Consider the following 12,269-nt stretch of genomic DNA (forward strand, 5'->3'; position numbering starts at 1 on the left):
TGGGTCCGTGGGGTCGGCCGGCCGGCGCTGGCACATAGTGGCCTCCTCGTACCGCTGCCAAACGCCGACCGGCCCCCTTTTTCCAAAAAAATGAACGTCAGGACTTCGCGCCAATCGGCGGAAGCTCCTGCTATCGGGTCAGGTCGAATCGCCGGCCAAAACAAAAACGCCGCCCAAAGGGCGGCGTTTCGGCATTTTCGGAGGAAACCGGATTACTTGATCTTGGTTTCCTTGAACTCGACGTGCTTCTTGGCGACCGGATCGTACTTGCGGAACGACAGCTTGTCCGTCTTGGTGCGGCTGTTCTTGCTGGTCACGTAGAAGAAACCGGTGTCGGCGGTCGACAGAAGCTTGATCTTGATGTTTGCGGCTTTGGCCATGATGTTCGTCCGTTAATGTTCGTGGAGTTTTGGCCGCTGGAGCACGGGGAAAACACCCGGACGCGGGAAACTTGGCGCGACACATAAAGAACGCGTCCGGAAAGTCAACCCCAAGCGGGTTTCGGCGACGCCCGATGCGGCTGCTGCCGGCAATGGTGGAGCCGGCCAGCGGCGGCAAGGTAGGCGGTCAGGCGTCCTCCCTGACTGGGGAGGCGGCCTTCTTCCAGTCTCCGGCCGTGTTCCACCAGCGGTTGGGGTTGGCGCGGTCGTCAAGGCCCTTGGCGCGGCTGGCAAGCAGCGGCTGGATGCGGATCACCGGCTCCTCATAGCTGTGCGCCTGGTAGATCGCCTCGACGACTTGAGCGGCGAGGCCCTGGTCGTCGGGCAATTCGAACGACACCTCGACCGTACCAGGCCGCTGCCGCAGCAGCGTCTCGGCGCCGGCGGCGGCACCCTCGAGCGGCCGGTAGCGCTCGACGCCATCGGCCGACTGGAAGGCGTTGCTGTCGTAATTGCCCATGCCGAGCGGCGTGATGGCGACCACGGCGTCCATGATGCGATCGACGTCGGCTGCCGGCGCCTGGAAGCTGACAAGCAGCAGCAACTGCATCCGCACGGATTTGGTTTCGAAGCCACTGTCGATCATCTGATATCTCCCTGCATGTGGAGCGTGGGTATAGCAGGGGTGCTCCTGACACGGTGATGTCAGCAGCGTGGGCAGACGCACGTTCTGCCTGCCGGCCTACAGGACCTTGCGGACCAGCCTGACGCCGACCAGCGCTATATAGGCGGCGAAGAACAGGGCAAGCGACCAGCCGAAGCCGGAGGGGCCGAAGACATCCATGCCGATGCCGATCGCCTGTGGGCCGAGCACCATGCCGACGCCGTAGCAGAGCACGAAGGCGGCGTTGGCGGAGGCGAGCTCGTGGCCAGACAATTGCGAGCCGAGATGGGCAAGGCCGATCGTGTAGAGCGCCGCGACGACGCCGCCCCAGACGAACAGCAGCGCCGCCATCAGGTGCCAGTCTCCAGCGAAATGCGGCATGAAGATCGTGCCGGCAAGCCCGACGGTGGCGCAGGCCAGGAGCAGATGACGGCGGTCCGACACGCGGTCGCTGATCATGCCGATCGGAATCTGCAGCAGCACGTTGCCAAGGCCGATCATGGTGAGCAGCAGGGCGGCGTCCGCCTCGGAATAGCCGATGCGGCTGCCGTAGACCGGGAACAGCGCAAAGCCGCCGGTCTCGACCGCGCCGAACACCAGCACCGCGAAGGTGGCGGTCGGCACCAGCCAGATGTAGCGCAGGAAATGGCTGGTCTCGCTGTCGGCGACGATCGTCGGGCTTTCGTTGCGCGCCGCCAGCACCGGGATGGCGGCCAGCGTCACCAGGCCGATGGTGACACCGAAGGGCAGGAAGCCGGTGCTGCCGAGATGGGCGAACAGCCATGGTCCGGCGGCGAAGCCGAGCGACAACACCGTGGCATAGATGCCGAGCACCAGGCCCCGCCGGTGCGGCGGCGCCGAGGTGCTTATCCAGAATTCCGACAGGATGAACAGCACCGTCAGCGCGATGTGCAGCACGACGCGGAGCGGAAACCACATCCAGAAATCCGGCGCGAAGTGGAAGCCGACGAAGGCAAGAGCGCCAGCCGCGATCATCATCAGCATCGTCCAGGCGACGCCGAACCGCATGGCCAGCGGCGTTGCAAGCGGCGCGCCGGCGATCGAGGCAAGGCCGGCGATGGCGGTGTTGAGGCCGATCATCGAAGCCGAATGGCCGCGCGTCTCCAGGATGACGCTGAGCAGCGGCATGCCGAGGCCGATGGCGATGCCGACGACGCTGATCGAGGAGATCGCAGCGATCATCGGCAGCCAGTGTACGCGCTCGTCGCCCTGTTCTTGGGTATCGACCGTCATGGGATGCCTGAATAGCCTAGAGGATTTCGCGGGTGAAGTGGTTGCGGACACGCCGGTAGAGCGGCACCGCGCCGCCGGGGCGCAGCAGCGGATCGTCGGCGAGCCGCTTTTCCAGCTCGTCGAGGATCATCCGGGTGATGTCTGGTATATCGGCCTCGCGGGCCTTGGCGAGCGGCAGCCAGACCAGTTCCTCCAACTCGTTGGTCGGGCCGCCATCCGGCAATTCGATGGCGACGTCGCTGCGCCAGGCGCTGAAGAAGCGGGTATCGAAGCGGCGCACCCGGTTCGGCGGCGTGATCGCGCGGGCGATGAAGCGCAGCACTTCCAGCGAGGGCACGACGCCATGCTCGGCAAAGCCCTGCCAGTCGCGCCTGGCAGTGGTGAAGGCGCCCTTGCGGCCGATAAGCAGGCCGGCTTCCTCATAGGTCTCGCGGATGGCCGACAGCGCGATGGCGCGTGCGCGCGCCTGGCTGGTGCGGCCGAGGCCCGCGGTCAGGTTGGCTTCTTCCTCGGGGTGGAGGTCCGTGGCAACGGCGATGCGGCCGTCGGCCGGATCGGTGCGGCCGCCCGGAAAGACGAATTTGCCGGGCATGAAGGCGTGCCCAGCATGGCGCCGGCCCATCAGCACCAGCACCTCGCTGCCCTTGCGGTCGAGCAGAATCAGCGTCGCGGCATCGCGCGGGCGCAACCGCTTGCCGGCGGGCGCGGCAGCGCTTGGCTCAAGCTTGTCGACGTTCGCCTTGTTCATTCGGTCCCCAAGCTGATGCATGTCGCCCAGACGCCGTGGCGGTCTGGGGGACGATGACATGCATGAAAGCAAAGATCTGAAGCGCGTCGCGTGAACCCGTTCATTTGCGAGGCGCTTTAGCGGAAACTTGCCGCATGCGAAAGTGGCGTTCGGACATCGCCGATTGCGCCAGCCGCGACGTCAGGCCTCGGGGTGATGCTCGATGACGTCCTCTTCGCCGCCGAAGCCGTGCATATAGAGCGCCCATTGCAGGCCGATGACGGCGCCCTTGACCGGCTGCAGCAGCACCACCGCCAGAAGGATGGTCAGCGGCACCCAGATGAGGATGTGCTGCCAGGTGGAGAGCGTGGAGGTCGCCTCGACCCCCATGAACGCGCCAAGCACGATATGGCCGACGATGACCACCACCAGATAGGCGGGCAGGTCGTCGGCGCGGTGATGGTAGAGTTCCTCGCCGCAATGCTCGCATTTGTCGACGGTCTTGACATAGGCGCGGAACAGCTTGCCTTCGCCGCAATGCGGGCAGCGACCGAGCAGGCCGCGCTTCATCGCCGTCCACAGCGGGCGGGCGACGCGGCCCGAATGATGCTCGCCGCCGAAAACCTGGTCTTCCATCTGCAATTGCCTTGCCATCACCGTCTCCTGCCGCGTGGGCGCGATTGCGACGCGCGGGCGCGGCCCTTGGCCTTGTGAAACGACCGTTTGGAGCCGGGCAGCGGCTTCGGATCGGTCAGCATTTCGAAACGCATCGCGCCGGCCATGGGCGCGACCTCGACCAATCGGACCTCGACGCGGTCGGCAAGCTGGTAGCCCTTGCCGGTGCGTTCTCCGAAAAGCGATCGGGCGGTTTCGTCGTATATATAGTAATCGCCTTCAAGGCTTGACACGGGGATGAAACCATCCGCGCCGTACTGCGGCAATTGGACAAATAGTCCCGCCTTGGTGACGCCGGAGATGCGCGCGTCGAAACGGTCGTCGATATGCTCGGCGAGATGGGCGGCGACCAGCCGGTCGACCGTGTCGCGCTCGGCCGCCATGGCGCGGCGCTCGGTGGCGGAGATCAGCGCCGACACCTCTTCCAGCCGATCGGCTTCCTGCTGCGTCAGGCCGCCCGGGCCAAGACCGAGCGCGGCGATCAGCCCGCGATGCACGATGAGGTCGGCATAGCGGCGGATCGGCGAGGTGAAATGCGCGTAGCGTTTCAGGTTGAGGCCGAAATGGCCGATGTTCTTCGGCGAGTATTCGGCCTGGCTCTGCGAACGCAGCACCACCTCATTGACCAGCGCCTCATTGTCGGCGCCGCGCACGCGCTCGAGGATGCCGTTGAACTGTGCGGGCCGCATCTGCGCGCCGCGCGCCAGCGACAGACTGAGCGTTGCCAGGAATTCGCGCAGCGATTCCTGCTTGGCGAGCGAGGGCGCGTCATGGATGCGGTAGACCAGTGCCTGGCGCTTCGCCTCCAGCGTTTCGGCGGCCGCGACGTTGGCCTGGATCATGAACTCCTCGATCAGCTTGTGGGCATCGAGGCGTTCCGGCACGACGACGCGGTCGACGGTGCCGTCCTCCTTGAGCAGGATCTTGCGCTCGGGCAGGTCGAGTTCCAGCGGCTGGCGGCCGTCACGGCCGCGCTTCAGCACCGCATAGGCATCCCATAGCGGCTTCAGCACCGTATCGAGGATCGGCCCGGTCTTGTCGTCGGGCATACCATCAATCGCCGCCTGCGCCTGCGGGTAGGCGAGCTTGGCCGCCGACTTCATCATGACGCGATGGAAGGAATGGCGCAGCTTGCGGCCATCGGCCGCGAACGTCATGCGCACGGCAAGCGCCGGCCGGTCCTGGCCCTCGCGCAGCGAGCAGAGGTCGTTGGAGATGCGCTCCGGCAGCATCGGCACCACGCGATCCGGGAAATAGACCGAATTGCCACGCTTCAGGGCCTCGCGGTCGAGCGCGGTGCCGTAGCGGACGTAAGCCGCGACGTCGGCGATCGCCACGGTGACCAGCACCCCGCTGGGGTTCTTCTCGTCGGTATCGGGCGTCGCGAAGACCGCGTCGTCATGGTCCTTGGCGTCGGCCGGGTCGATGGTGATCAGCGGCAGGTCGCGCCAGTCCTCGCGGCCGGCAAGCGCCGCAGGCTTCACCGCGTCGGCCTCGGCGATGACGTCGGCCGGGAAGATGTGCGGGATGTCATGCGCGTGGATGGCGATCATCGAGACCGCCTTCTCGCTGGTCAGCGAGCCCAGCACCGCCAGGACCTTGGCGCGCGGCAACCCGTAGCGGGACGCCCGCGCGGGCTCGACCTCGACCAGGTCGCCGTTCCTGGCGCCGTTCTGGAACTCCTTGTCGACGATCAGTTCGGGCTGGCGCCGCTCCACCGGTTCGATGCGCAAGGTGCCGTCCTTGAGGACGCGAAAGACGCCGAGCACGGCGTCGCTGCGCTTCTCGAAGATCTTCATCACCCGGCCGGTATAGGCGGGGCCAGCCGGATCGTCGGTCGGGAAGGTCTTGGCGAGCACGCGGTCGCCGATGCCGGGCGCCGGGCCATTGCTTCCACGCGAAATGCGGATGGAGACGACCGGCGGCGAGCCGGCGCCGCTGTATTCGCTCGGATGCGCCAGGAGCACGCCGTCGCCGTCGCGGCCGAAAATGTCGAGCACGGCGACATGAGGCAGGGCGCCGGCGCGGGTCAGCCGCTTGCGTTCCCTGGTCAGCAGGCCCTCGTCCTGCAGGTCGCGCAACAGATCCTTCAGCCAGATACGGTCATCGCCGCGCAGCGCGAACGCCTTGGCGATCTCGCGCTTGCCGGAACGGTCCGGATTTTCGGCGATGTAGCGCAGGATTTCTTCGCGCGACGGGCGGTAATCGTCCCGGACCTTGGCCCTCGTGTCGGCGGTGCGCGGATCGCCGTGGCTTCGTCCGGAGATCCTGCGCGCCACGCCCTATCCCTTTTTCTTGGCCGGGGATTTCTTGGCGGCCGGCTTGCCGGCCGCTGCCGCCTTGCGGAACGGCTTCTTGCCGCCACCGCCCTTGGCTTCCTTCTCGGCAATCAGCGCCAGGGCGTCCTCGACCGTCACCGATTGCGGATCCTTGCCCTTGGGCAGCGTCGCATTGACCTTGCCATAGTTGACGTAGGGCCCGTATTTGCCGTCGCGCACGACGATCTTGCCGCCGCCGTCGGGGTGGTCGCCAAGATCCTTGAGCGCCGCGGGCGTTGCGCCGTTGCGGCCGCCCTTGCCCTTCAACTGCTTCTCCGCAATCACCGAGACGGCGCGATTGAGGCCGATCGAGAACACGTCCTCGATGCTGTCGAGATTGGCGTAGGTGCCGTCATGCAGCACGAAGGGGCCGTAGCGGCCGAGGCCGGCCGAGATCATCTTGCCGGATTCCGGGTGCTTGCCGACGTCGCGCGGCAGCGCCAGCAGCGCCAACGCCTTCTCATGGTCGATCTGCTCGGCGGCCCAGCCCTTGGGCAGGCTGGAGCGCTTGGCCTCCTTGCCTTCTCCGCGCTGGATATACGGGCCGAAACGGCCGCTGCGTAGCGTGATCTCTTCCGCCGTGTAGGGATCCTTGCCGATCAGCCTGGTGCCGTCCTCGCCATTGCCGTTCTCGCCATTGGGATTGGCGGCATCGCCGAGCTGGCGAGTGAAGGAGCATTCGGGATAGTTCGAGCAGCCGACGAAGGCGCCGAATTTGCCGAGCTTCAGCGACAGGTTGCCGGTGCCGCATTTCGGGCAGATGCGCGGGTTCGAACCGTCCTCACGCGCCGGGAACACCAGCGGCGCCAGCTCGTCGTTGAGCGCATCGAGCACGTCGGTGACGCGCAGTTCCTTGATGTCGTCGACCGCGCCGGAAAAATCCCTCCAGAAGTCGCGCAGCACGTCCTTCCAGGCGAGCTTGCCGTCGGAAATCTCGTCGAGCTTTTCTTCCAGCGAGGCAGTGAAATCATATTCGACATAGCGCTCGAAGAAGCTCTCGAGGAAGGCCGACAGCAAGCGGCCCTTGGCCTGCGGCACCAGCTTGCGGCGGTCGATGGTGACGTAGTCGCGGTCTTCCAGCGTCTTCAGGATCGCCGTGTAGGTCGACGGGCGGCCGATGCCCAGCTCTTCCAGCTTCTTGATCAGCGACGCCTCGGAATAGCGCGGCGGCGGCTCGGTGGTGTGCTGGGTGGCATTGATCGCCTGGCGGGCAAGCTGCTCGCCGGCGCGGATCTCGGGCAGGCGGCGGCTTTCCTCGTCCTCCGCGTCCTCGTCCTTCTGGTCGGTATAGGCGGCGATGAAGCCGTCGAAGCGCACGACCGAGCCGACGGCGCGAAGCTCGGCGGTGCGGGCGCCGTTGACCGCCTCGATCTCGACCGTGGTGCGCTCGATCTCGGCAGGCTGCATCTGGCTGGCGATGGCGCGCTTCCAGATCAGCTCGTAGAGGCGGGCCTGGTCGGCATCGAGATATTGGCGGACCGAAGCCGGCGTGCGCTTGAAATCGGTCGGGCGGATCGCCTCATGCGCTTCCTGGGCGTTCTTGGCCTTGGTCGTATAGAAGCGCGGCTTCTCCGGCAGGTATTTTGCGCCGAATTCGCTGACGATGGCATCGCGGGCGGCGTCGATCGCCTCGGGCGCCATCTGCACGCCGTCGGTTCGCATATAGGTGATCAGGCCGGCGGTCTCGCCGCCAATGTCCATGCCTTCGTAGAGCCGCTGCGCCACCTGCATCGTGCGGGTGGCCGAAAAGCCGAGGCCCGACGAGGCGGCCTGCTGCAGCGTCGAGGTGGTGAAGGGCGGGCCCGGGTTGCGCTTGGTTGGCTTGGCCTCGACCGACAGCGCTTTGAAGGTGGCGCCTTCGAGCATCGCCTTGATGTCGTCGGCCTGCGCCTTGTTGGCGATGTCGAGTTTTTGCAGTTTCTTGCGCTCGAACGCGGTCAGCCGCGCCTCAAAATTCTCGTTGCGCGGCGTGCCGAGGATGGCGGCGATCTGCCAGTATTCCTCGCGGATGAAGCGCTCGATCTCGGATTCACGGTCGCAGACCAGGCGCAGCGCCACCGACTGGACGCGGCCGGCGGAACGGGCGCCGGGCAGCTTGCGCCACAGCACCGGCGACAGCGTGAAGCCGACCAGATAGTCGAGGGCGCGGCGGGCGAGATAGGCATCGACCAGCGGCGCGTCGATCTGGCGCGGATTGGCCATCGCATCCAGCACCGAAGACTTGGTGATGGCGTTGAAGACGACGCGGCTGACCGGCTTGTCCTTCAGCGCGCGCTTCTGCTTCAGCACTTCCAGCACATGCCAGGAAATCGCCTCGCCCTCGCGGTCCGGGTCGGTGGCGAGGATCAGGCCGTCGGCGTCCTTGACCGCCTTGGCGATGTCGGCAAGCCGCTTGCCCGAGGCGGTGTCGACCGACCAGGACATGGCGAAGTCCTCGTCGGGGCGCACCGAGCCGTCCTTGGCCGGCAGATCGCGGACGTGGCCGAACGAGGCCAGGACCTTATAGTTCTTGCCGAGATATTTGTTGATTGTCTTTGCCTTGGCCGGCGATTCGACGACGACGACGTCCATGAGGTCTCATATCAGCTATGGGCCAGCGGAAGAATTCCAGCGGCGCGACGCGTTCTTTTTCGTCGCTCACATGGCCGTGCTTTTGCAATCGGTCAAGGGCAGGCGGCCAAAATGCGGAGACGTCCGCGGCAATACACTCTTAGAGTGTATGGAGAGGACCACATAATTTCGGGGAGGGCCGTTCGAGCATCGAGCCACTGGAACGACCGGTCGATTCGAGCGAGTCGCTAGGCGCGGCAATGGCGGAAACTGGCCGCCGGGTGATCCAGACCTTGTCCGGCGGCCAGCCGATGTTTCGGGGCGGAAAACTCAGTCGGCCTTGACGATGTGCCAGACGCCGGAGGCGCCGTCGCCCGTCGCGTCGCCGGCCTTCTTGTCCTTGATGAAGGTGTAGACCGGCTTGCCGTCATAGGCCCACATCTTGGTGCCGTCGGTGCGGTCGACAATCGTCCATTCATCGTCTGCCTTGGCGCCGGCCTCGGCCTTCAGGGGCGGCCAGTTGGTGGCGCATTTGTCGTAGCAGTTCGATTTGCCCTTCTCGTCCTTGTCGTAGGTGTAGAGCGTCATGCCCATGGCGTCGGTGTAGATTTTCGTGCCGCCGACCTCGGCTTCCTTCCACGCCTCGGCGGCCTGGGATGCCGTGGCACCGAGCAAAAGCGCGGCTAATCCAGCAATGATCGACTTCATGAGTACCTCCCTGGGGTCGTGAAACAAGCACGCGGCGATCGCGGGCTCTTTCTTCTCAACGTGTCGAAGCTGCCGTTTCTTCCAATTTTGTAGCGGCGACTTGCCACGCATTGGTGATTGGCAGACGCGCCTTTGTCTCGCTATATCAGCGCCATAACGTTCTGGAGCACCAGGAATGGCATTGGATATCGGCTATGTCAGCGCGGTCGGAGCGGGGGCGATCTCGTTCCTGTCGCCTTGCGTGCTGCCGCTGGTGCCGCCCTATCTCTGCTACATGGCCGGCGTTTCGGTCGATGACTTTCGCGGCGATGCCGGCGCCACTGCCAGGGCCGGCGCGCGTGGCGCGCTGATTGCATCCTCCATCGCCTTCGTGCTCGGTTTCTCCACCGTGTTTGTGGCGCTCGGCGCCGGCGCTTCGACGATCGGCCGGCTGCTGCGGCTGTGGCAGGAACCGCTGGCGATGGTGGCGGGCGCACTGATCATCCTGATGGGGCTCAACTTCCTCGGCATATTGCGCATTCCGCTGCTGTCGCGCGAGGCGCGCTTCCAGTCGCAGGGCAAGCCGGCCAGCCTGGTCGCCGCCTACATTATGGGACTGGCCTTCGCTTTCGGCTGGACGCCTTGCATCGGACCGGTTCTGGGTCCGATCCTGACGTTGGCGGGCGGCCGCGAGACGGTGGGCGAAGGTGCGTTGCTGCTCGCCGCCTATTCGCTCGGTCTCGGCATCCCGTTCCTGATCGCCGCCCTGTTTTCCGGCGCCTTCATGCGCTTCCTCGCCAGATTCCGTGTCCATCTCGGTCGCGTCGAACAGGCGATCGGCGCACTGCTGGTCGTCGCCGGCGTGTTTTTCCTGACCGGCGGCGTGCAGAGCGCGTCCTACTGGCTGCTGGAAAATTTCCCGGGCCTGGGGCGGCTGGGGTAGCTCCCATCCTCCGCAACCGGAACGATGCCTGAAAGCCCGCGTTGCAGGCTCGTGCGCAAGCGCGACGGTGAGGCGAGAATGGTATCCAAGGCGGATCTGCAAAAGTTCTTCAAGACGTATGAGAGGGTCTACAACGACGCGATCGCGGGCACCGTCGATCTGGACGACGTCGCGGACATCTACTCGACCGGCTTTGTCTCCGTGACGCCAGCAGGGGTCGTCGTTGGCGAAAATGGCGCGGAGTTGAAGGACGTCATGAAAAAGGGCTTCGAGGCCTATCGGGCGATCGGCAGCAAGAAGATGATTTGTGCCGATGTCTCGGTGACGCCCATCGACCAGGACCATTGCGTTGCCAAGGTGCAATGGTCGGGCGAATACGAACGCAAGAACAAGGACCGTCTGACCATCGATTTCGAGGTCAACTATCTCGTAGAAAGACGCGACGGCCGCCTGAAAGTGTTTGGTTGGATCGCCGGCGATGAGCAGGCGGAATTCAGGCAGTACGGTCTGTTGTAGCGGCATATTGCCTGCTGGATCGCGCCTTGAGATGCGCTGATCAGGAGTAGGCAGATCCGCCGTCTCACCGGAATTTAACCGCATTGGTGCAGCATGGGCGCTGATGCTAGATATGCCTTGATTCCCGACCCTGTTCATATGGTTGCCCTTTCATGAGCCAGAGATCCTGCCTGTCCGTCATCCTTGCCGCCGGCGAGGGCACACGCATGAAGAGCGCGCTGCCCAAGGTGCTGCATCCGATCGCCGGGCTGCCGATGGTCGCCCATGTGGCGAAGGCGGCGGAAGCCGCCGGCAGCGGCGACCTGGCGCTGGTGATCGGCCATGGCGCGGACGAAATGCGCAAGGCAGCGCAGAAATTCGCGCCGAACGCCGAGACTTTCGTGCAGGAGAAGCGTCTCGGCACCGCGCATGCCGTGCTGGCCGCGCGTGCTGCTATATCAAAGGGTTACGACGATATTCTCGTCATGTTCGGCGACACGCCGCTGATCGAACCGGAAGCGCTTGCCGTCGCGCGGCAGAAGCTGGCGGAAGGTGCCGCGGTCGTCGTCGTCGGCTTCCGTCCGCCCAATCCGACCGGCTATGGCCGGCTGATCGAGAAGGGCGGCCGGCTGGTCGCCATCCGCGAGGAGAAGGATTGCTCCGACGAGGAGAAGAAGATCGGTTTCTGCAATGCCGGCATGATGGCCGTCGCCGGCAGGAGCGCGCTGGATCTGCTCGACGAGGTCGGCAATGCCAATGCCAAGAGCGAGTTCTACCTGACCGACATCGTCGAGATCGCCGGTGCTCGCGGCCTCGATGTGGTGGCGACGGAAGCCAGCTTCGAGAGCGCGCTCGGCATCAACAACCGGGCCGAGCTTGCCGAGGCGGAAGGCATCTGGCAGGCGCGCCGGCGGCGCGAGGCGATGCTCTCAGGGGTCACGCTGATCGCGCCCGAAACGGTTTATTTCTCGCACGACACCGAAATCGGCGCCGATACGGTGGTTGAGCCCAATGTCTGGTTCGGCCTGGGCGTCAAGATTTCCACCGGCGCCACGATCCATGCCTTCAGCCATATGACGGGCGCCACAATCGCGGAGAACTGCGAGGTGGGACCGTTCGCGCGGCTGCGGCCGGGGACAGATCTCAGGAAAAAGGCCAAGGTCGGCAATTTCTGCGAGGTCAAGCAGGCGACCGTCGAGGAGGGCGCCAAGGTCAACCACCTGACCTATATCGGCGATGCGCGCGTGGGTGCTGCCGCCAATATCGGCGCCGGCACCATCACCTGCAATTATGACGGCTACTCGAAATTCTTCACCGACATCGGCGAGGGCGCCTTTGTCGGCTCGAATTCCTCGCTGGTGGCGCCAATCACGATAGGCAAGGGCAGCTACATCGCCTCCGGCAGCGTCCTCACCGAAAGCGTGCCCGACGATGCGCTGGCCTTCGGCCGCGCCCGCCAGAAGACGATTCCGGGCAAGGGCAAGGAAATACGCGAGCGTTTTGCTTCGGCCGCGGCGGCGAGGAAAAAGTGAATTCCGTCAAACCGGTGGCCTGAAAAGGCGAACGATTGCAGTAA

The 12,269-nt window shown here is 65.1% G+C and carries 11 protein-coding genes; 3 read left to right on the top strand and 8 right to left on the bottom strand.

Features of this window, described 5'->3' with window-relative positions; genetic code table 11:
- Positions 1–212: 212 nt before the first annotated feature.
- From rpmG to EN786_RS24495, 8 genes are all read right to left on the bottom strand, one after another.
- The gene (rpmG, locus tag EN786_RS24460; protein ID WP_006201775.1) at positions 213–380 is read right to left on the bottom strand and encodes a 50S ribosomal protein L33; all 168 of its coding nucleotides are present in this window, start codon (positions 378–380) and stop codon (positions 213–215) included.
- Positions 381–567: 187 nt separating this feature from the next.
- Positions 568–1,026, bottom strand: coding sequence for a hypothetical protein (locus tag EN786_RS24465; protein WP_127283336.1), 459 nt, complete (start codon positions 1,024–1,026; stop codon positions 568–570).
- A gap of 96 nt (positions 1,027–1,122) precedes the next feature.
- Complete coding sequence (locus EN786_RS24470; protein ID WP_127311431.1) at positions 1,123–2,298, bottom strand: MFS transporter; 1,176 nt, start codon at positions 2,296–2,298, stop codon at positions 1,123–1,125.
- A 16-nt stretch (positions 2,299–2,314) separates the two neighbouring features.
- Entirely contained in the window at positions 2,315–3,046 is a 732-nt protein-coding gene (locus tag EN786_RS24475) for an NUDIX hydrolase (protein WP_245511281.1), read from the bottom strand.
- Between the two features lie 180 nt (positions 3,047–3,226).
- Positions 3,227–3,679, bottom strand: coding sequence for a DUF983 domain-containing protein (locus EN786_RS24480; protein WP_128347116.1), 453 nt, complete (start codon positions 3,677–3,679; stop codon positions 3,227–3,229).
- The gene (gene rnr / locus EN786_RS24485) at positions 3,679–5,979 is read right to left on the bottom strand and encodes a ribonuclease R (protein ID WP_127283340.1); all 2,301 of its coding nucleotides are present in this window, start codon (positions 5,977–5,979) and stop codon (positions 3,679–3,681) included. Before rnr ends, EN786_RS24480 begins: the two co-directional genes overlap by 1 nt.
- Positions 5,980–5,982: 3 nt before the next feature.
- Entirely contained in the window at positions 5,983–8,589 is a 2,607-nt protein-coding gene (gene topA, locus EN786_RS24490) for a type I DNA topoisomerase (RefSeq protein WP_127283341.1), read from the bottom strand.
- A 309-nt stretch (positions 8,590–8,898) separates the two neighbouring features.
- Complete coding sequence (locus tag EN786_RS24495; RefSeq protein ID WP_127283342.1) at positions 8,899–9,276, bottom strand: hypothetical protein; 378 nt, start codon at positions 9,274–9,276, stop codon at positions 8,899–8,901.
- A 175-nt stretch (positions 9,277–9,451) separates the two neighbouring features.
- Here EN786_RS24495 and EN786_RS24500 point away from each other — a divergent pair, with 175 nt between their 5' ends.
- From EN786_RS24500 to glmU, 3 genes are all read left to right on the top strand, one after another.
- On the top strand, positions 9,452–10,198 hold the full coding sequence (locus EN786_RS24500) for a cytochrome c biogenesis CcdA family protein (protein ID WP_127283343.1): 747 nt from the start codon (positions 9,452–9,454) through the stop codon (positions 10,196–10,198).
- Positions 10,199–10,222: 24 nt separating this feature from the next.
- The gene (locus EN786_RS24505; RefSeq protein ID WP_245478293.1) at positions 10,223–10,714 is read left to right on the top strand and encodes a nuclear transport factor 2 family protein; all 492 of its coding nucleotides are present in this window, start codon (positions 10,223–10,225) and stop codon (positions 10,712–10,714) included.
- A gap of 152 nt (positions 10,715–10,866) precedes the next feature.
- Positions 10,867–12,225, top strand: a complete 1,359-nt coding sequence (gene glmU / locus EN786_RS24510) for a bifunctional UDP-N-acetylglucosamine diphosphorylase/glucosamine-1-phosphate N-acetyltransferase GlmU (protein WP_127283344.1) — start codon at positions 10,867–10,869, stop codon at positions 12,223–12,225.
- Positions 12,226–12,269: the final 44 nt, after the last annotated feature.

This window comes from Mesorhizobium sp. M4B.F.Ca.ET.143.01.1.1, from assembly GCF_004792275.1.
Taxonomy (GTDB): Bacteria; Pseudomonadota; Alphaproteobacteria; order Rhizobiales; family Rhizobiaceae; genus Mesorhizobium; species Mesorhizobium abyssinicae.